The organism is Corallococcus macrosporus DSM 14697 (assembly GCF_002305895.1).
GTDB lineage: Bacteria > Myxococcota > Myxococcia > Myxococcales > Myxococcaceae > Myxococcus > Myxococcus macrosporus.
Genome location: NZ_CP022203.1, coordinates 2,258,355 through 2,277,403, shown reverse-complemented (window position 1 = coordinate 2,277,403; position 19,049 = coordinate 2,258,355). Strand labels below are relative to the sequence as shown.

Here is a 19,049-nt window from a genome sequence, read left to right as displayed (position 1 = left end):
AGATAGACACGCAGGAGCTGCGGAAGTACCCGCACCACACCCGCCAACTGGTGCCCTGGTGGCTGTGCCGCTTCTTCAGCCTGAACGTGAGGCGCGCCGCAGTGGAGGCGCCCCTCATGTCCACCGAGGAGCGCGTCGCTCGATTCGGGCGCCCCGTCCTCACCGAGCAGTTCGACTCCCTGCCGCAGGAGGACTTCCAGCAGGAGTTCGAATGCCTTTTACGTCGACGAGTCCTACAGCTTCCTCCCCTACGAACTCATCCTCCCGTGCACCACCGACGAGCTGCCGCTGGCGCAGGACGCCTCCGACGTGCCCGTGCCCCAGGGCCGCCTGGTCGCGGGCTTCGACGTGGGCCGTACGCGAGACCGCTCCGAGTTGGCCGTCTTCGAAGAGGTGGAGGGCCGCTTCACGTGCCGCATGCTGAAGAGCTTCGAAGGTGTCCCCTTCGCGGAGCAGGAGGCCCACCTGCGCCGCCTCCTCTCCGTCCTGCCCGTGGCGCGCCTCTCGGTCGACCGGAGCGGCATCGGAATGAATCTCGCGGAGAACCTCGCCCGCGACTTCCCCCAGGTGGTGGAGGAGAACTTCAGCAACGAGGCCAAGGAGCGCTGGGCCACCGACTTCAAGATTCTCCTCCAGCGCCGCGACGTCACCCTTCCGCGCCAGCGTGAGCTTGTCGGGCAGATTCACTCCATCAAGCGGCGCGTGCTCCCCTCCGGCAAGGTGTCCTTCGACGCCGAGCGCACCAACCGCGGGCACGCGGACAAGTTCTGGGCCGTGGCCCTAGCCTGCCAGAGGGAACGCACGCCAGACCGACGATTTCGTGGGGAAATCGGAGTGAGGGTGATTGGGTAATTTTCGGGAGTCGCACACCAAGCCTGGGCATACACGGACTGCCTCGCGCAAAGCTCCAACCATTCAAGGGACTAAAGAGACAGACTCCACCTCAACTCCACCCACTCCACAACCACCCAAGTAGGACAGACAACCCCAGGCCGGGGCGTTTTCCACCCACCTACAAAAGGTCACTCATCACAAATACAATCTCCATCAACTAAAGAGCACGATGGAACAAGTGCCACCCACCCTCAACCACAAAAACCCACACAGCTCCCCAGGAAATCCACATGGAACGATTCGAGCTCTCTGTCGGAGACCCAGGCGCACTCAAGACACCAATAACACTAACCGCTGTCGGACAGATATTCCGCACCACCGAAAAATTCGACCTTATTCACCCCCCTCTATTTGATGGCGAAACCATTGTGGCCAGTCCCACCGGAAGCACAATACTCCCCCTCGCCCCCGGAAAATACGCATACATCTTTGATATCCAGAGAGGGGAGGGAAAGTTCTCCGTTTCCATCACTCGCGAAAATGGAACATTCCCCCTCGTCTCACGAGACGATTACGACACCCAAAAGGACGGACTCGTCAACCACTCATTCACCTTCAGGATCGCATGATCAAGAAAAACATAACACTCACGATACTGCTAACAATTCTCGCCCTCCCCAGGCAGAGCCAAGGAGGCGAGCCACCACCCGACTCCCCTCAAATAAAAACAAAAATCGTCCCGCTATTTCCATACCTACGCGCTTCCGGAAAACTCACCGGCGATGCCGCATTCAGCATCGGTGCCGACATCAACAAAGGCCTTCCTTGGTTCGCCAGAACGAACCTAACCATCACGCCATTTCTAAACACGAACACTAAATCCGGGATAGCCCGCCTAATATCCACATCCACCAACGACAAGAAAGATGGTCCATCCACAAACTGGCGAGTCGGCCTAGGCATCACCATCCTACGGCTAGGAGTTCTTCACCCTCGCCAAGGCGAAGACAAGGAGAAAGATCAAAACGCCAGATTCAACGCATTTAATATCTGCAAGGGGATATGCACCGCCGGAAAGGATGATGAGAACTGCAAAATCTTTCGCGAAAAATCCACCAGCCACTCACCTGAATCAATACAAATCCAAGACCTATGCAGCAACGGCAGGTCCTTCATGAAGGAACACAGCGACAAACTAAAGCCCGAACTCACAGGCATCTACCCAGCATCAACGTTTTCAGCGGCATTTGCCTATGGACAAGATCGCCTCGAATACCTCAATCCGACCACAACGCAAAACATACTCAAGAGCGAATCCACCCCAAAAAACGGCTTCAACGCCGCAGCAAGCTATTTCATCAACCTCACAGAACATGCAAAATCCAGCAAAAGAAAAACAAACATAACATTCGAAATCATGGCGACATGGAACTCGGCCTGGACCACCCAAAAAGACTCTGCCGAATACTGTGTGCCGGCAGGCGCTGTACAGAGACCCGACTCCCCCGTGACAGACCCAGCAGAGATCTGCAAGACGCTCTCTCTTGGCCCTATAGAACGAAACAACAAACTCCGCATTGCGCCATACGTAGGCATCATCGACAAGTTCAACGACGATTGGAGGATTGCCCTTGGCCCCACTCTAGGCAAATCCAGCAAAGCAACCGAGTGGGGAATTGAGATGCCACTATATGTTAGCCTCCTTTCTCTTCCGGGCACATACTCTGGCGAATACAAAGGCATATTCAGAATCATTCCACGCGCCCAGTGGACCCGCGAAGATGGAGCTGACAAACAAACAGAATTTCTGTTTTCTGTCAGCATTGAACTTCTAAGCCAATTGAGCCTCATCCCTCGAGCTGCAGACTTCATTCAGTAGCGGCACGCTTTTCTTGAGCTCGCCCCTAGGGGGCTGCCCCTAAATAGAGCAGCCGCAGAAGCATGGATGCGATGTTCAGGACGGCGAGGTAGCTGGTCGCCGTCTTGTCGTAATGTGTGGTAACGGCCCGGCAGCGCCCACGGGTAGTACGCCCGGTTCACGTCGTACCTGTAGTCGAGGAACGCCCCCAGGAGCGTGGTGAGCCGCTCCTCCGGGACGGCCAGCCGCTCGTCGTCGAATGAAAGCCGGGCCATGGCGGGCGCGCGCTCCTGGGAGGCGAGCGTCGCGTAGCGCTGGGTGCGCCAGCGCGTGCAAATCCAGGTGCCGAGCACGCCCAACTGCGGCACCACCAGCCGGGCGTAGTCGGTGTCGGGCGTGGGGTATCGGGCCTTCTCCTCAAGCACCAGGTAGTCGCCCGCCTCGACGAAGCCTTCGGGTGACGTGCTCGTGTCCGGAAGCGCGAAGCCACGCAGGCGCGCGGGCAGCTTCGCGACATGGTAGGTGTCCATGGTGTCTCCTCCGCGTTGAAGAGGGACTTCAACGTGTTCGCCACAGACGGCACCGCAGCGCCCTCCCTGGCGTGTCGCAGCTCGTCTCGACACAACCGCAAAGCACTCCCACCCGATGTCCCCGAAATCGGGCCCGAGGCCTTTGTCCTCGCTGGAGGTAAGGCGCGCGGCCCCTAACGCCCTCTCACGACGAGGGCACCCCTCCCACTGCGCGCCTTGCCTCCACTTCGTGTGGGAGGCCCGTGTGCAGCGTGACGTCAAAGTCTTCGTCCTCTCCTCTGGCTCGGGCGGCGCGCCACTCCCTGGGCCGAGCTTCACCGTCGAAGCCTCCACCCTCGACGGACTGCTGGAGGCCGCACGCGTCGAGATTGCGGCCCGCGGCCAGCGCGTGCGCGCCGTCTCTCACACCCCCACGGGCCTCCTGGCCTACGTGGAGGGCCGTCCGTGACGGTGCCAGCCGAAGTCCACCAGGCTGAGGAGCGCCTCCAGGCCATCCTCAAGGCGGTGGTGGTGGGCGCCCGCGTCGACGAGCCCGCCAGCCGCCCCGGTGGCGAGGAGTCCGTGGCCTTCAGTGAGGCAGGCGCCCTCCAGCCCCCGTATGAGCCGGAGGCCCTCTGCCTCCTCGTCGAGCACTCCAACTCGTTGCGCCAGAACGTCGATGCGTACGCGACGAACATCGACGGCTTCGGGTTCCGCTTCGAGCCCGCCATCGACTTCGACGGCGAAGGGGCACAAGAGAAGGTGGCCGACGCCATGGCCCTGGAGCGCCTGGCCGCGCGTGACGCCGGCACGCTGCCTTCCGGGACGCCCCTACGTCCCACGGACGAGGAAGTCGCTGCGCACGCGGAGGAAGTGCGCCAGCAGGCCCGGGTGGAGAAGGCCCGCCTGGAGTCTTTCTTCGATTTTTGCTGCTTCGAGGGGAGCTTCGTCGAGCTGCGTCGCCGCACCCGCCATGACTTGGAAGTGACGGGCAACGCGTACTGGGAGGTGCTGCGCGACGGCAAGGGCGACATCGCCCGCTTCGTCTACGTCCCCTCTTACACCGTGCGCCTCCTGCCCCTGGACAAGGAGGCCGTCGAGGTGCGCGAGCGCGTGCGCATTTCCGCCGTCAGCTTCGACACCGTCACCACCCGCCGGCGCCTGCGCCGCTACATCCAGGTGCAGGGCAGCGAGCGCGTCTACTTCAAGTCCTTCGGCGACTCGCGCGTCATCTCCCGCCTCACCGGCCGCGCCTTCCCGGATGTCGCCTCTCTTAAGGTCGCGGACGCTTCGGACGGCCCCGCCACGGAGCTCATCCACTTCGCCATCCACTCCCCGCGCTCGCCCTACGGCATTCCGCGCTGGGTGGGCACCCTGCTGTCCGTCCTCGGCTCCCGGCAGATGGAGGAGGTCAACTACCTCTACTTCTCAAACAAGTCCGTCCCGCCCCTGGCGTTGCTCGTCTCAGGAGGGCGGCTCTCCGACGCCTCGGTGCCGCGCATCGAGCGCTTCATCGAGGAGAACCTGAAGGGCAAGGCCAACTTCCACAAGATTCTCATTCTCGAGGCGGACGGCGTCGGCACCGGCGACGGAGGCCGCGCGAAGATTGAGCTGCGCCCCCTGACGGACGCACAGCAGCAAGACGCCCTCTTTCAGCAGTACGACCAGCGCAACATCGACAAGGTGGGCAGCGCCTTCCGCTTGCCGCCGCTGCTGCGAGGAGACGGCCGGGACTTCAATCGCTCCGTCGCGGAGGCGCAGCTCCGCTTCGCCGAGGACCAGGTGTTTCAGCCCGAGCGCGACGAGTTCGACTTCTTGCTGAATCGGAAGGTGCTCGCCGACATGGGCGTGCGCTTCTGGAAATTCAGGTCGCAGACGACGGCCACCAGAGACCCGGAGCGCATGACCCAGATGGTGGAGCGTCTGGTGCGCGTTGGCGTGCTGACGCCGGAAGAGGGTCGCCACCTGGCCGGCGACATCTTCCACCGCGAGTTCCGCAAGATTGCGGACGATTGGGTGAAGCGCCCCATCACCCTCACGCTCGCGGGCATCCAGTCGGGCTCCAGCGACTTGACGCCCCAGAAGGACAAGGGCGCGCTACTGGGCGAGGCGAAACGCCTCTTGGGGCTGCGCGAAGAGCTTCGGGCCGAGGAGGAGCGTCTGGCCCAAGGACGCCTGGCTCTGGCCCGCCGGTACGTGGACACCGAGCACGTCCCTGTCCCCCACGAGGAGTTCGACACCTGGTTCTCGGCGAGGGAGTCATGACGCCCGAGCAGCTCCAGCGCGCGTGGGTGCTCCAAGCGCAGGCCGACGCCGAGCGCGGTGTCCTGGAGTGCCGCATGTGCCGAAGGCGCGGCCCCCTTGAGGAGTCGACGACGCTGTGGCGCAACGGCCTCCTCGTCTTCGCCCTGTGTGACAGGTGCGCGGCCAGCCACGACGTCGTCTTCTCCCCGACTCCAGCTGGCGTCGAGGTGCGCGCCAGGCGCCGCCGCCCCGTGGAGCTGGTGACGCAGGAGGTGCCCCGTGTGCACGGCCCCCGCTGACAGCCTCCTCCTCCTGCACGAGGCGCGGGCGGTGGCGAACGTCCTGCTGGGGGACGTCCTCCGGCTGCCGGTGGCCAAGGCCCTGGACGTTGGCACTGCCGCGGGCATGGACCGCGCCGTGGCCCTGCTCGCCGCGCGCCTCCGTCGCGCCGTCGGGCGCGCGGACGTGGACGCCATGCGGGAGGCGGTGGCCGTCCTCGACGTGGACTGGAGGGCGACGACGGCGGCTCAGCGCAGGCGCCTCGTCGCCCAGGCACTGGAGGCGGCCGGCCGGCAGACGGCCCTCATCCCCTCCCGCATCCAGGCCCCCCTGGGCGACGCAGCCGAGGAGGTGGTGGCGTCCACCCGCAGCCACGCCCGGCGCGAGCAGGGCCTCGCCCTCGCCGCCCGCTTCAACGCCGTGGACAGGCGCATTGCCCAACACATCGTCCGGACCCAGGGCAACTTCGTCCGGGACGAGTACGGGCGCCGACTGGACGCCTTCGGAGAGGAGGCCCGGCGGCTTGTGGCCGAGGGGCTGGAGGCCGGCCTCGGGCGAGGCGACATCGCCGAGTCCTTGGAGAGGGCCGCGCGCGGCGCCCTCGTCGAGCGGGCCCCCTTCTACTGGGAGGTGGTGGCAAGCCACTTCATCGGCCAGGGGCGCTCCTTCGCCCAGATGAGCAGCTACGCCGAGGCCGGCATTCGCCGCTACCGCATCGAGGCCGTCCTCGACGAAGCCACCACCCAGGTGTGCCGCTTCCTCCACGGGAAGACATTCTCAGTGGGCGAGGCCCTCCAGCGCTTCGAGCGAGTGGCGTCCCTTGAGCGCCCGGAAGAGGTGAAGCAGGAGCTGCCCTGGGTGAGAGAGCGCGTCGACGCGGCAACGGGGCGCGTCCTCCTCTACGTCAACCGACGGGGCCAGGAAACGCGCCTGGCCGAGGTGCTTCGCTCCGCCGCCGGCACACGCGACGACGTCGGCGAGTTCCGCGCCCTCGCTTCGGACAGACAGCTCGCGGAAGCAGGCGTGGGCTTCCCTCCTTTCCACGCCCTCTGCCGCACCGGGACACTGGCCGTCACTTGAGTGATGTCCCCGATTTCGCGCCGCGGGCCTTTGTCTCTTTCGGAGACGAAACGCCATGCCGGCCACCCCGACACCTACTCCCACCTCACCTCCGACGCCGGAGGGCAACACGACAACGCCGGAGTCCACGACCAAGGCCGAGGCGACGCCCGTCGTCTGGCCTCGCGACCTCAACCTCCCCACCTCAGGAGAGCTGACGTGGGGCTTCGACCCGGAGGGCCTCTGCGATGGGTGACACCCTCGCCAAAGCCCTCGCTCGGGCCCGACACGTCCTGGAGTCTCTCCAGGGTGAGCCGGTGGAGAAAACCATCTGGGGCAGCCCCGCGGGCAAGAAGCGCCTGGCGAAGCGCCTGGTGGCGATGCTGCCCGCGCACAAGACGTATGTGGAGCCCTTCGCCGGCAGCGCCGCCGTCCTCTTCGAGAAGGCCCCCTCGGACGTCGAGGCCATCAACGACGCGGACACCGAAATCGCCGACGCGTACCGGCTCATCCAGAAGCTGACGCCCGCGAATCTGGCCAAGCTGAAGAAGCTGCCGTGGGTGGGCGACGAGAAGACCTTCAAGAGCCTCTTCGACGCCAAGCCGAAGGGGGACGTGGAGCGCCTGCACCGCTTCCTCTACCTGACGCACTTCTCCTACGGGAAGCTGCGCGGGCGCAGCTTCAGCCCCAGCGGCGCGGGCACGCAGGCAAAGACGCTCGCGCGGATTGAGCAGTTCGCCCCACGCCTCAAGCGCGTGAAGGTGCACGGCGGCGACTACGAGAAGGTGGTCCGCAAGTACGACGGGAGGGACACCGTCCTCTTCTTGGACCCACCCTACCCTGGCTACAACGTCGACGTCGGCGAGGGCCAGTTCGACGAGGAGCGCTTCTACGGCGTCCTCAAGTCGCTGAAGGGCCGCTGGCTCATGACGTATGGCATCCGGGGCAAGCTACCCGGACTGCTGAAGGGCTCCGACTTCTTCGTGAAGCGCATCCGGACGCCTCGCACCATCGCCGCCATGCGCGGCGTGGGCGGCTCCTCCGTGCTGACGCAGCTCCTCGTCTCCAACTACCAGCCCGCCGCGAAGGCGCTGGAAGGCGGCCCGGACTTCACGGTGGACGACTGGCAGCCGGAGGAGTCGCCCGACACCGCCTCCTTCATCACGACGACGTCCCTCCTCAAGGGCGTCGCGCCCGACGACGAGCGCTACGTCCTGGGCATCGTCCTGGAGCCGGAGACGGTGGACGCGCAGGGCGACGTCTACTCCGCCGCGGAGATTCGCCAGGCCGCGCACCGCTTCATGGAGGAGTTTGGCGGCCTGGGCCTCATGCACCAGATGCGCGTCAACGGGCACGTCAAGGTGCTGGAGAGCTACCTGGCGCCCGTCGACTTCAACCTGGGCGAGGTGCCAATGCGCAAGGGCACCTGGCTGCTCGCCGTGCGCGTCCTCTCGGACGAGCTCTGGCAACGCGTGAAGGACGGGCAGCTAACGGGCTTCAGCATTGGCGGCACCGCGCGCCGGCTCCCCGAGGCCACCCCTGCCACCGAGCCGCCCCCTTCCGACACACCTGCCGCTGACTCCCAGCCGGAGGCCGCATGACGAGCACCACCCAAGGCTCCGCCTCCGTCCACCGCCTCGTCGACATGGTGGTCGAGGAGGTCTCCCTCGTGGACAGGGCCGCCAACAAGCACCGCTTCCTCCTCGTGAAGCGAGACGGAGACACCATGCACGACGCTCCCCAGGACACCTCGCATGCCGAGGGCGCCACCAGCACCACCTCGGACACGTCCAAGGCCGATGACGCGCTCCTCGCCACGGCCCAGCAAGCCCTCGAAGCGGTGACGGCCCTCGTCGAGGCATTGGCTTCCACGGACGGCATCGACGGCGTGCGTGTGGTGGAGGTGGCCCAGCACCTGCGCGCGCTGGCCGACACGCTGGAGGACGAGGACGAGGAGGATGACGTCGAGGCGCGCGCCAAGGCCGCCAACCCCGCTCCGACTCCGCCGCCGGCTCCGCCCGCACCCGCGCCCACGCCGGGCCCCGACGCCTCTGGCGTCATGGAAGGCCTGATGAAGCTCACCGACGCCGTCCGCGCGCTGGAGGGCTCCGTGAAGGAGCAGCACCAGCGCCTCGGCCGCGTCGAGAAGCAGTTCGGCCTGCCCAACAGCACCGCCCCCGCGGAGCGCCCGCCCAAGCCCATCGTCGAGGACGTCGGCTGGCCGCTCGACCTCAACAAGCCCCTCAACCGGGAGAGCGTCGACAAAGCGCTTTCCTTCCACGACGTCTGACGTCCCACCCGCACCCAGGAAGCCTCACCGCCCAAGGAAGCCCTCATGAGTCGTCTCGACAATCGCACCCTCCTGGAGAAGGCCGACCTGGCCCTCGCCGACCTCACGGCGGGCGGCGGCATCCTCCAGCCCGCCCAGGCGCAGAAGTTCATGCGCCTGCTCATCAAGCAGTCGGTGCTCCTGCAGCAATGCACCGTCGTGCCCATGGCTGCCCCCAAGCAGCAGTTCAGCAAACTGAAATTCGGCAGCCGCATCCTCCGCCCCGGCCAGGAAGCCACCGCCGTCCCCGCCGCCCAGCGCGTGAAGCCCGACCTCTCCCAGGTGGAGCTGGACGCCAAGCTCTTCAAGGGCGAGGTGCGCCTCTCCGACGAGGTGCTGGAGGACTCCATCGAGCGCGGCGAGCTGCGCCAGACGCTCATGGAGATGATGGCGGACGCCATCAGCCGCGACATGGAGGAAATCCTCGTCAACGGGGACACGGCCTCCTCGGACGCCTTCCTCGCCACGATGGATGGCGTGCTGAAGCAGGCCACCAGCAACGTCGTGGACGCGGCCGGCGCCCCCATCTCCAAGGACGTCCTCGGCGACTTGCTCAAGTCGCTGCCCTCGGAGCATCTGCGCGACAAGAGCAGCATGGGGTTCCTCTTACCAGCGTAGACGCGGACCTGGACTACCGCAGCACGCTGGCGGAGCGGGCCACGGCTGTCGGCGACAAGTTCCTCGAGGGCGACGCGCCGGTCCTCTACTCGGGCGTCCCGCTGCGGCCCATTCCTCTCTGGCCGGAGAACCTCGGCGCGACGAATGACCGCACGGCCATCCTCCTGTGCAACCCCAAGAATATCCACGTCGGCATCTGGCGGCAGATTCGGCTCGAGTCGGCGCGCGACATCTCCGAGGGGACGCTGAAGGTGGTGGCCACGCTGCGCTTCGACGCGAAGTTCGCGGAGGAGCCGGGCACGGCCAAGGCCATCAACGTGCAGCTGTGAGGCCCACCATGGACAATTCCCATCTCGTCCGACTGAAGGCCTACGACGCGCGCCGGGGCCACGTGCTGCGGCGCTACACGTATGCCGGCATCAAGTTCCAGGAGGAGCGCGGCTGGTACCGGGTGGAGAAGCCGGTGGCGGACTACCTGCGCACCGTCCACCAGTTGCCCGGTGACACCTACTCGCCGCTCGCCTTCGACGTCTGCACGGAAGCCGAGGCGAAGGCCCTCGACGTCACTGAGGCCGACGAGGCCCGCGTGAAGCGCAGCGCCAGCGACGAGCTGAAGCTGAGTGCGGCGCGGCCCGCCGGCACGATGACGACGGAAGACTTGCCGAAGGCCAGCGAGGAGAAGGACACGCGCCGCGCCAAGCGGGAGAAGGACTGACGTGTACGCCACGGTGGCCGACATGCGCGCCGAGGGCGTCACACCGGCCATGGCGGGCGACACCCGCCTGGCCGTCCTCCTGGAAGAGGCGACGCGCACCATCGACAAGGTGACAGGGTGGTACTTCGAGCCGCGCTCGGCGACGTTGCACCTCGACGGGCGCGGCACCCCGTCCCTCTGGCTGCCGGTACCGCCCATCCGCCTCTACCGCCTGGCGATGTACGGGGCGGACGTGTCCTTCTCCAAGGAGCGCCTGGTGGTGGTGGGCGCTCCGGTAGGCGCGGGCTTCGACGGGCCTCGCCTCACCTTCCGCCATGGCCGTGTCTTCCCGCGCGGCGAGGACAACATCACCGTAGGCGCGCGCTGGGGCTACACCGAAGCGGACGGGACGCCCGAGGGTCGCACACCGCCCGCCATCCGCCGCGCCTGCATGCTCCTCGTCCTTCGCAGCCTCTCGCCGCTGGCGGACGAGGCTTCCCTGGAGGAGCGCACGCGCTGGCGGGTGGTGGAGGAGAGGACGCGCGAGCAGAGCTACCGCCTCGACAGTGTCCGCCCCGCGGTGCGGCCTCTCACCGGAGAGCCGGAGGTGGACACCCTCCTCGCCCCCTATGTGAAGCCCTCCCTGCCCGGAGTGGCCTGATGAGGGGCAGACTCATCTTCCCCTTCCTCGCGGAGCTGCACCGCTTGGACACCGCCGCCATGGCGAGCCCGGGCCCGAGCCCCCATGCCAGCGGGTACGACGCGGACTTCCGCGAGCCGGTGCTGGAGGACTCGGACGACGACGGCCTTGCCGATGCCTTCCGTCGCGAATTTCCGCCCGTGCGTGTCCCCTGCCAGGTGGAGCCGGATGCCTTTGAGTCATTGCGCATGACTCCTTCCGGCAACAGCCCCCGGACGAGCTTCGAACTCGTCTTCCACTTCCGAGACTTGGAGCGCCTCGGACTCGTCGATGCGGCCACGGGTGACGCCCTCATCCGTCCCAGTGACAGGCTGGGCGCCCTCTACGACGTCGCGGGCGCCCTCGTGCAGGCCGTGAGGACGCCCCCCGGGCTGTACGTCACGGAGGCGCGCCCCACGGGCTTCGGACTCCACCGCCGGAGGCCTCGCCGGAATCTCTTGCTCGTCACCTTCAACGACAGGCCCCAAGCCCGAGGACTCACGTGAAAGCACTGCTACTCGCCCCACTTCTCGCCACCGCCCTCCTCACCCGCTGCCGCGCGCCGGACGGCTGCGCGCCGGTGTCCACGCGCTGCGCCGGCAACGTCGCCGAAATCTGCAACGGCGACGACAACTGGCAGCCACTGGCCGACTGCGACGCGGTCAGCGAGCACAGCAGCACAGCCTTCACCTGCACCTACGTCAACGAAGAGGGCGTCGCCGGCCACACCTGCCTGCCCATCACCGTGGACGCGGGCACCTTCGACGCCGGCACCGTGGACGCGGGCGCCGAGAAAGGCGGTGTCCTGTGAAGGGTTACCTCCAGTCCCTCCCCCGAGTGGGCGGCCTCTTCCAGCGCGACATCCAGCCCGCGGAGGTGTGGGCCTTCTGGAAGTACATGCAGGAGCGCTTCCGCACCAAGACGGCCAACAAGGCCGACTCCCTCGAAATGCAGCTTGCGGCCGAAGTGCTTCAACGCATGGGCATCCTCGACAGGCAGCGCTTCCTCCAGCGCTACGCCACCACCGTGGGCCGCACCCTCTACCTGCCCTTCGAGGTGGGCACGCCGAAGTCCGGCTGGGACTTGTGGGCCCAGGTGGTGGTGTGCGTCCACGAGCACCAGCACGTCGTCCAGCATGACGAGGAGGGCCCCAGCTACGAGCTGGCCTACGCCACCAGTTCCTCCGCGCGCGCGCGCTACGAGGCCGAGGCGTACACCTGCAACCTGGAGCTGCACTACTGGCGCTACGGCACCCTGCCCGCCGTGCGCCCCATGGCCGAGGGCCTCAAGCACTACGGCTGCCGGCCGGAGGACGTCGAAGTCGCCGCGCACACCCTGGCCCTCACCTCGGTGTCCGTCCGCCACGGTGCGGTGGTGAGTGAGGCCACCCACGTGGCCCTCGAGTGGTTCAACTCGCACGTCCCCCACCTGCGGGCGAAGAAGGGCTGAGACGCCCATGGCCGTCTCGCGCACCGGAGACTGGGCACGGGCCCGTAAGCTGCTGGAGGCGGGCTCGTCGCGCCTTGAGGGGGCGATGCAGGCGGCCCTGCGCCAGGAGGCGCATGCCCTGCGCAAGGAGGTGGTGCAGGGCCTCTCCCAGCAGGCGCCAGGTGGCGAGCCACTCCGCCCACCCTCCCCTCTCACCCTGGCGGCGCGCCAACTCGCAGGCTTCAACGGGACGAAGGCCCTCCTCGTCTCCGGCGCGCTGCGCAACTCCATCTCCGTCGTCGTGGAAGGTGACGAGGCCTTCATCGGCGTGTCGCGCTCGGCGAAGAGTCCAGACGGCGAATCCCTCGTCGACGTGGCGCAGCTGCAGGAGTACGGAGGTCCGCCCGTCGCCATCCCCATGACGCCGAAGATGCGGCGCTTCCTCTTCTCGCTGTTGCGCCAAGCCGGCTTGGCCGGCCAGTCACGGACCGGCGGCAGTGGACGCGGCGTCATTGTGACGCAGACACCGGCACGCCCCTTCCTCCGGCCGGCCTTCGCACGGTTTCGCCAAGGCGCCAGTCGCCGCTTCCTCGCACGCGTCGCGAAGGAGCTGGGCCTCGGAGGTCCCGGGTAATGGCCGTCCCCTCCCTTACCTCCGTGACGCCCTCCTCGGGCCCCACCAGCGGCGGCGACATTCTCCGCCTCGTTGGCGTCGGCTTCGCGGCACACGTGGCCGTGCGCCTGGGCGGACTGCGCGCGGAGGTGCTCTCCATCCGTGAAGATGCGGGCACCCACTTCGCGGATGTGCGGACGCCGGTCCACGAGGTGGGCACCGTCGACGTGGAGGTGCTCAACCTCTCCGCGGACGGATGCCCCATTCCAGGCGAGGCCGCTGTCCTTCCGGGGGCGTACCGCTACCTGCGCCCGCGCGTTGCGAAGGAAGCGGACCTCACCCGCCTCGTACGCACCCTGCTGCGTGAGTTGAAGCGGCAGGTGGTGGCCAACGTCAGTGCCAGCGTCTCCGTCGACTACGACGACACGGTGGCCGACGGCCTCAACGTCATTGCCATGGCCTCGCTGCCCTCGGTGGTGCTGTCAGGCCCCACGCTGCGCGAGAGTCGTCGCTACTCCACCAACGTCCTCCATGAGGACGTGGTGCAGGGCCCCTCCGGCACGGAGCTGGTGCGCAGGCGCCCCGCGTACACGGTGGATTTGGCCTTCACCCTCACGGTGGCCTCCGAGCGCACCGCCGAGCTCTTCAACCTCATGGCCGCCGTGGCCACCTTCCTCAACCGCAACCGCTGGCTGGCCATGCCGAGGGACGCCGAGGACGCCTCACTCGGCACCGTCCGCTGGGAAATGGACGCGGACGGCGAGGTGCGCACGCAACTGGGCAGCCGTGACGACGTGCGCGCCTTCACCTGGGGCTTGGTGGTGCGCGGCTTCGACGTGGACGAGGGCCTGCCCCTCGACATCGGCAAGGCCGTCGCCGGGACGCACCTCGAAACCGACTCTCTCTCTGGAGGCACCTCATGAGTGTCACCCTCACCAATGCCGTGGGCAGGCTCGCCACCTTCCTCCTGCCCCATGAGTCGTACTGCGTGGCGCGCGGCGCATGCGCCTGCGGCGTGCAGCCAGGCCGTGGCGGCCGGCGCCTGCCCTCCTCCCTCACCCTGGCCACGGGCGTCACGCTGGAGGACGTCCCTGAGGCCGTCCTCTCCGTGCCTCTGGTGGCGGCTGCCATTCGCCGGGGCGAGGTCGTCCTGAAGCGACCGGCATCCCCATCCCCTGTGTCGTCTCCGCCCCTTTCCGCGCCGGAAGCGTCTGCGCGCGTGTCTCGGAAGAAGCGAGGTGCCCCATGAGTCGTGAGTTGCTGTCGTCGAAAATCGTCGTGGAGGAGGAGGAGCCGCGCATCCGCGGCATTCCCGCCGCCCCTACCTCCGTGGCTGGCGCCGTCGGCCTGGCGGAGCGTGGCCCCATTGGCCAGGCCGTGCTGTGCACCTCCTTCGATGAGTACCAGGCCACCTTCGGCGGCTTCACCCCGGACTCCGACCTGGCCCTGGCCGCCATGGGCTTCTTCGAAAATGGCGGCAGCCACCTTTGGGTGGTGCGCACCGTCCACTACGAGGACGCCTTCGACCCCGAGTCGCACACGGCCACGCGCGCGGCGGCGGCCCTCACCACGGGAGGCGGGCCCACGCCTGCTGTCGTGCGCGGCACCCTGCGGCCTCCCTTCACCCTCGGAGACGGCCAGCGCCTGGGAGTATCCGTCAACGGCGCCGAGGCGGTGGACGTCGTCTTCTCCGGCGCCGCGGCTTCTGTCTCCGCGGGCCGCCCCGGGCCCTACGCCCTCACCGCCGGACAGTCGCTCCGGGTGCGCGTCGACGACGGGCGCGACGTCTTCATCCCCTTCACCGAGCGAGACTTCGATGACATGGCCCAGGCCACCGCCCAGGAGGTGGCCGCCGTCCTCAACGCGAGCATCGTTGGGGGGCGCGCCACCGTGGAGGACGGTGTGCTGAGAATCGCCAGCGACACCCGGGGCGTCTCCAGCCGCTTGGAGGTAGGCGACGAGGTGGCTGGCGCCGCCTTCGGCTTCCCTCTCGGCCCCCAGGTGGGTAGCGGCAACGTCCAGAGTCTGCGCGCCGTCGAGCTGGCTGAGGTACGGGCCCTCATGGAGGCTGCCGTGGCGGGTGTCCGCGTGGCGCCCTCCTCACTCGGGACTCTGCAGGTGCTCACCCAGTCCACGGGGCCTGGAGCCTCCTTGCTTGCGCAGGGCGACGCGGGCTCCGCCCTCGGCCTGGACGCGCTGCTGCACACGGGCGACGCCTCAGGGGCGGTGGACGCCCTCCACCTGGAGGCCAAGGACGCGGGCACTTACGCCAACCGCATCGAGGTGGAGGTGCGCCTCGCGACGAATGGCTCGCCCGACGCCTTCGACGTCCTCGTCCTCGAGGACGGTGCCTACCGCGAGTCCTTCCCCAACCTCTCCTCGGCCCGGGGCGACGCACGCTACGTCGAGCGCGTCCTCAATGACGAGCGCACCGGCTCCACCTACGTCCGGGCCTTCATGGTGCAACCGGACGCGCTCCTCGACGTGCAGACGGTGGCCCTCTCGGGCGGTGCGGACGGCCTCGTCGGCTTGGACGACACGGACTTCATCGGCTCCGAGGCCAGCGGGAGCGGCCTTTTACGCGCTCGACGCGGTGCAAGACGTCTCCCTCCTCCTGGTGCCCGGGCGCGCCACGCCCGCCGTCCACAACGCCATGGTGCGCTACTGCGAGGTGGCCCGCGATGGCTTGGCCTTCGCACTCTTGGACTCGCCCGCGGGCTACAGCGCGGCGGACATCGTCTCCTACGTCTCGCAGGAGGCCGCCCTCGAAGGCCTCTCTGAGCATGCGGCCCTCTACTGGCCCCGCGTCAAGGTGCTCAACCCCGCCCGCGGCGTCTTCGGCAACGTGGAGCAGCTCGTCGTCCCGCCCTCCGGCATCATCGCCGGCGTCTTCGCGCGCAACGACTCCGCGCGCCCCGGCGGTGTGTATGACGCCCCCGCAGGCATCGAAGCCGGGCGAATGTTCGGCGTCCTCGGCTTCGAGTCTAAGGAAGTTCTGGACGAAAAGAAGAGGGACCTCGTCTACCCCCGCCGCATCAATCCCCTCACCACGGGGCCGGGCCTGCCGCGCTTCATCGACGGCTCGCGCACGCTGAAGGCCAGCGGCAACTTCCCCTACGTCGCCGAGCGGCGGGGTGTGTCCTTCATCGAGCGCAGTCTCAAGGCAGGGCTGCAGTTCGCCCGGCACCGCAACAACACAGAAGGGCTGCGCGCCCAGGTGCGGCGCTCCATTGCCGCCTTCCTCCTCGCCCAGATGAAGAATGGCGCGTTCCGCAGCCAGGAGCCCGCCAAGGCCTTCTTCGTCGACGTCTCGGACGCCCTCAACCCGCCGTCCGTCGTCTTCGCCGGCAAGCTGGTGGCGCGCATTGGGCTCGCTACCAACAAGCCCGCCGAGTTCATCGTCCTGCGGGTTTCTCAGGACACCCGCGCCCTGGAAGCGGAGCTGGCTGGATGACACCCTCTCCTCAACCGCCTCCTCGTGCTTCTGCTCCCCTCGGCCCTCGCTTCTACGAGCACTCTTGTTTCTGTGGTTGCAGCGGTCGCCTCGAAATGAGCAAAGACCCGCGGCCCAACCGCATTCCAAGTTTTCTCCCTGGACACAACGCCAAGACGGGTTTCGAGCAGTGGGTTGCTGACAATCGAGGCAAGCATTTCTGTGCGTGCGGCTGCGGAGAATCCTTCGAACCGTCGCGTCAACATCGCCGCAAGGGCTTTCCCCGCTTCAAGCGGGGCCATGCCCTGCGTGTGACGCATCCGCGCGCGAAGAACATTGCCGGGTGGGTGCGCGAGCAACAAGGCGAGCACTCATGCGCCTGTGGGTGCGGACGCACCATCAGAATCCATCCTTCATACTACCGAGATGGGATTCCATCCTTTCGCCGCGAATGCATGCTGCGACTTCGCGTCCGTGAGAACCATCCGAACTGGGTTGCTGACCGCTCCCTGGTTCGCTCTGGCCGAGGCGGGCAATATTTAGTTCCGAGCATTCGGCGCGAAATCTTCCAAAGTGACGGCTACCGCTGTCGAGCCTGCGGAAGCACTGAAAACCTCACCACGGACCATGTCATCCCCGTATGTGAGGCCGGTGATGGCACGGCATCCAACGGGCAGACGCTCTGTGTGGACTGCCACAAAGAGAAGAGCCGTCGAGACCGGGAACGGTATTGGGAACGCAGGCGCAACGAACGAGCAGGAGAAGCAGATGGCCATCATCGGCAACCCGCGTAGTTTTCATAAGCGATTCCGCTTCGTTGTTGAAGCGGACTCAATCTCACACGCTGGCTTCCAGAAGTGCAGCGAGCTGTCCGTCGAGGTTGCCAACGTCCAGTACTTCGAGGGCGGCAGCCTCATCCCCAATAAGTCCCCGGGGCGCCTCACCTTCTCCGACGTCACCCTGGAGAGAGGCGCCACGCAGGACCACCAGCTCTTCGACTGGTTCCAGGACGTCGTCCACACCGCCAGCGGACTGGGCCTGCCGGACAGCCTCTACAAGCGCAACCTCGACATCGTCCAGCAGGACAGAGACGGCACCACGCTGCGCCGGTGGAGCCTCTCCCGCGCCTGGCCGGTGAAGTTCGTCGCAGGCGAGTGGGACAACGAGTCCGATGAAAATGTCATCGAAAGCGTCACCCTCACCTACGATTTCTTTGAGCTCACACGCTAGGCGGCCAAGCGCCTGGCTCTAGGTACTCTCGCCGCACCTCTTGACTCCGTAGTGCACTACAGGGTCCATGCTTTGGGCATGGACTCCAAGGACCGTCTCAGCATCGGTCAAGTCGCGCGCGGCGCTGGGGTCGGCGTCGAGACTGTGCGCTTCTACGAAAAAGAAGGGCTCGTCCCCAGGCCCGCTCGAAATGCTTCGGGCTACCGGCAGTACCCCGCCGACACGGTGCGACGCATTCGCTTCGTGCAGGCCGCGAAGGTGCTCGGATTCACCCTCAAGGAGATTCTCGAGCTGCTATCGCTGCGCGTTACGCGCGGCAAGACGTGCGCGGATGTGAAGGCTCGCGCGGTTGAGAAACTCAGCGATGTCGATGCCAAGCTCTCAGAGCTTCAGCGGGTGCGAGATGCCCTCGCGAAGCTCGCCGCATCCTGCACTGGGACAGGCCCTACAAGCGCGTGCCCCTTCCTCGATGCACTCGATTCCGAAGGAACTGCACATGCCGACCGTTGAACTCCTGTTCTTCCCTGACTGCCCGAACATTTCTGTTGCCCGCGAGCAGCTCCTGCGCGCTTTCGCGACGGTCGGCCTGTCGCCGTCATGGTCCGAGCACGACGTCACCGCGGAGAATGCTCCCGCCCACGTTCGCGGATACGGCTCTCCTACCATTCTCGTTGATGGCCGCGACGTCACGGGAGACGCGCCGGCAGGCGGCTCGGCATGTCGCATCTACATGGGGAGCGACGTTCGAGGCGCTCCTCCCATGGACGCCATCGTGACTGCGCTGCAAGCTTCGCCGCTCGCAAGCCCCCGAAAAGGCTTCGGCAGCAGCCTCGCGATTCTGCCCAGCGTGCTCAGCTCCGCGCTACCTGTCGTCGCCTGTCCCTCGTGTTGGCCCGCCTATGCCGGTGTACTCAGTGCACTCGGAGTACCCTTCCTGATGGGCGCGGCGTGGCTTCTACCGATTACCGCGGGCACGCTGCTAATCGCCCTCGGGAGCCTCGCCTACCAAGCGCGGAGGCACCGCAGCCTCGGTCCGCTCGTTCTCGGCGCAGCGGCAGCAACCGCCGTCCTTATCGGCAAGTTCGTACTGGAAGTGGATGCAGTCGTATACACGGGCACCGCGCTCCTCATCGGAGCCGCCGTGTGGAGCAGTCGGCCGAAGAAAGCCGCCCACGCACCTGATTCCTGTAGCTGTGCCCCCATGGAGTGACAACCTGGCGATGTCCCCGATTCGCCTCCCGA

Annotated in this window: 25 protein-coding genes; 24 read left to right on the top strand and 1 reads right to left on the bottom strand. The window is 66.8% G+C overall.

Annotation, left to right across the window (positions count from 1 at the left end; genetic code table 11):
- The first annotated feature begins 309 nt into the window (after positions 1-309).
- The 3 genes from MYMAC_RS37195 to MYMAC_RS36765 all read left to right on the top strand — a co-directional run bounded on the left by MYMAC_RS37195 (position 310) and on the right by MYMAC_RS36765 (position 2,713).
- Entirely contained in the window at positions 310-852 is a 543-nt protein-coding gene (locus tag MYMAC_RS37195; RefSeq protein ID WP_239989451.1) for a phage terminase large subunit family protein, read from the top strand.
- A 272-nt stretch (positions 853-1,124) separates the two neighbouring features.
- Positions 1,125-1,463, top strand: a complete 339-nt coding sequence (locus tag MYMAC_RS36770) for a hypothetical protein (protein WP_157757483.1) — start codon at positions 1,125-1,127, stop codon at positions 1,461-1,463.
- The gene (locus MYMAC_RS36765) at positions 1,460-2,713 is read left to right on the top strand and encodes a hypothetical protein (RefSeq protein WP_157757482.1); all 1,254 of its coding nucleotides are present in this window, start codon (positions 1,460-1,462) and stop codon (positions 2,711-2,713) included. Before MYMAC_RS36770 ends, MYMAC_RS36765 begins: the two co-directional genes overlap by 4 nt.
- On the opposite strand, the gene MYMAC_RS09690 is transcribed toward MYMAC_RS36765, so the two are convergent.
- Complete coding sequence (locus MYMAC_RS09690; RefSeq protein ID WP_239989450.1) at positions 2,707-3,222, bottom strand: hypothetical protein; 516 nt, start codon at positions 3,220-3,222, stop codon at positions 2,707-2,709. The genes MYMAC_RS36765 and MYMAC_RS09690 overlap by 7 nt on opposite strands.
- Before the next feature lie 244 nt (positions 3,223-3,466).
- Here MYMAC_RS09690 and MYMAC_RS09680 point away from each other — a divergent pair, with 244 nt between their 5' ends.
- The 21 genes from MYMAC_RS09680 to MYMAC_RS36760 all read left to right on the top strand — a co-directional run bounded on the left by MYMAC_RS09680 (position 3,467) and on the right by MYMAC_RS36760 (position 19,017).
- On the top strand, positions 3,467-3,670 hold the full coding sequence (locus MYMAC_RS09680) for a hypothetical protein (protein WP_095957891.1): 204 nt from the start codon (positions 3,467-3,469) through the stop codon (positions 3,668-3,670).
- Positions 3,667-5,466, top strand: coding sequence for a phage portal protein (locus MYMAC_RS09675; RefSeq protein ID WP_095957890.1), 1,800 nt, complete (start codon positions 3,667-3,669; stop codon positions 5,464-5,466). Before MYMAC_RS09680 ends, MYMAC_RS09675 begins: the two co-directional genes overlap by 4 nt.
- Positions 5,463-5,744: a hypothetical protein gene (locus MYMAC_RS09670; RefSeq protein WP_095957889.1), complete on the top strand. Its 282-nt coding sequence runs from the start codon at positions 5,463-5,465 to the stop codon at positions 5,742-5,744. The genes MYMAC_RS09675 and MYMAC_RS09670 overlap by 4 nt, the downstream gene beginning before the upstream one ends.
- The gene (locus tag MYMAC_RS09665) at positions 5,725-6,804 is read left to right on the top strand and encodes a head morphogenesis protein (RefSeq protein ID WP_095957888.1); all 1,080 of its coding nucleotides are present in this window, start codon (positions 5,725-5,727) and stop codon (positions 6,802-6,804) included. Before MYMAC_RS09670 ends, MYMAC_RS09665 begins: the two co-directional genes overlap by 20 nt.
- Positions 6,805-6,859: 55 nt before the next feature.
- Positions 6,860-7,039 carry a hypothetical protein gene (locus MYMAC_RS09660; RefSeq protein WP_095957887.1) on the top strand — a complete coding sequence of 60 codons (180 nt, stop codon included), beginning with the start codon at positions 6,860-6,862 and terminating at the stop codon, positions 7,037-7,039.
- The gene (locus MYMAC_RS09655) at positions 7,032-8,384 is read left to right on the top strand and encodes an XkdF-like putative serine protease domain-containing protein (protein ID WP_095957886.1); all 1,353 of its coding nucleotides are present in this window, start codon (positions 7,032-7,034) and stop codon (positions 8,382-8,384) included. The genes MYMAC_RS09660 and MYMAC_RS09655 overlap by 8 nt, the downstream gene beginning before the upstream one ends.
- The gene (locus MYMAC_RS09650; RefSeq protein ID WP_095957885.1) at positions 8,381-9,073 is read left to right on the top strand and encodes a hypothetical protein; all 693 of its coding nucleotides are present in this window, start codon (positions 8,381-8,383) and stop codon (positions 9,071-9,073) included. Before MYMAC_RS09655 ends, MYMAC_RS09650 begins: the two co-directional genes overlap by 4 nt.
- Before the next feature lie 45 nt (positions 9,074-9,118).
- A complete protein-coding gene (locus MYMAC_RS09645; RefSeq protein WP_095957884.1) occupies positions 9,119-9,730 on the top strand; it encodes a phage major capsid protein in 612 nt (203 codons plus the stop codon).
- A 337-nt stretch (positions 9,731-10,067) separates the two neighbouring features.
- Complete coding sequence (locus tag MYMAC_RS09635) at positions 10,068-10,445, top strand: hypothetical protein (RefSeq protein ID WP_095957883.1); 378 nt, start codon at positions 10,068-10,070, stop codon at positions 10,443-10,445.
- Between the two features lies 1 nt (position 10,446).
- Positions 10,447-11,085, top strand: coding sequence for a hypothetical protein (locus tag MYMAC_RS09630; protein WP_095957882.1), 639 nt, complete (start codon positions 10,447-10,449; stop codon positions 11,083-11,085).
- Positions 11,085-11,609: a hypothetical protein gene (locus tag MYMAC_RS09625; protein ID WP_095957881.1), complete on the top strand. Its 525-nt coding sequence runs from the start codon at positions 11,085-11,087 to the stop codon at positions 11,607-11,609. Before MYMAC_RS09630 ends, MYMAC_RS09625 begins: the two co-directional genes overlap by 1 nt.
- On the top strand, positions 11,606-11,914 hold the full coding sequence (locus MYMAC_RS09620) for a hypothetical protein (protein WP_095957880.1): 309 nt from the start codon (positions 11,606-11,608) through the stop codon (positions 11,912-11,914). The genes MYMAC_RS09625 and MYMAC_RS09620 overlap by 4 nt, the downstream gene beginning before the upstream one ends.
- Positions 11,911-12,552, top strand: a complete 642-nt coding sequence (locus MYMAC_RS09615; RefSeq protein ID WP_095957879.1) for a hypothetical protein — start codon at positions 11,911-11,913, stop codon at positions 12,550-12,552. Before MYMAC_RS09620 ends, MYMAC_RS09615 begins: the two co-directional genes overlap by 4 nt.
- A gap of 7 nt (positions 12,553-12,559) precedes the next feature.
- Positions 12,560-13,165, top strand: coding sequence for a hypothetical protein (locus tag MYMAC_RS09610; RefSeq protein ID WP_095957878.1), 606 nt, complete (start codon positions 12,560-12,562; stop codon positions 13,163-13,165).
- On the top strand, positions 13,165-14,067 hold the full coding sequence (locus MYMAC_RS09605; protein ID WP_095957877.1) for an IPT/TIG domain-containing protein: 903 nt from the start codon (positions 13,165-13,167) through the stop codon (positions 14,065-14,067). The genes MYMAC_RS09610 and MYMAC_RS09605 overlap by 1 nt, the downstream gene beginning before the upstream one ends.
- A 322-nt stretch (positions 14,068-14,389) precedes the next feature.
- Complete coding sequence (locus MYMAC_RS38550) at positions 14,390-15,925, top strand: phage tail sheath protein (RefSeq protein WP_095957875.1); 1,536 nt, start codon at positions 14,390-14,392, stop codon at positions 15,923-15,925.
- Positions 15,831-16,598, top strand: a complete 768-nt coding sequence (locus MYMAC_RS37725) for a phage tail sheath family protein (RefSeq protein ID WP_338026012.1) — start codon at positions 15,831-15,833, stop codon at positions 16,596-16,598. The genes MYMAC_RS38550 and MYMAC_RS37725 overlap by 95 nt, the downstream gene beginning before the upstream one ends.
- On the top strand, positions 16,595-17,371 hold the full coding sequence (locus MYMAC_RS38615; protein WP_095957873.1) for an HNH endonuclease: 777 nt from the start codon (positions 16,595-16,597) through the stop codon (positions 17,369-17,371). Before MYMAC_RS37725 ends, MYMAC_RS38615 begins: the two co-directional genes overlap by 4 nt.
- Positions 17,346-17,807 (top strand): phage tail protein, encoded by a 462-nt coding sequence (locus MYMAC_RS09580; protein ID WP_095957872.1) that lies wholly within the window; start codon positions 17,346-17,348, stop codon positions 17,805-17,807. Before MYMAC_RS38615 ends, MYMAC_RS09580 begins: the two co-directional genes overlap by 26 nt.
- Before the next feature lie 78 nt (positions 17,808-17,885).
- Entirely contained in the window at positions 17,886-18,317 is a 432-nt protein-coding gene (locus tag MYMAC_RS09575; RefSeq protein WP_095961547.1) for a MerR family transcriptional regulator, read from the top strand.
- On the top strand, positions 18,304-19,017 hold the full coding sequence (locus tag MYMAC_RS36760) for a MerC domain-containing protein (RefSeq protein ID WP_141619464.1): 714 nt from the start codon (positions 18,304-18,306) through the stop codon (positions 19,015-19,017). The genes MYMAC_RS09575 and MYMAC_RS36760 overlap by 14 nt, the downstream gene beginning before the upstream one ends.
- Positions 19,018-19,049 lie beyond the last annotated feature (32 nt).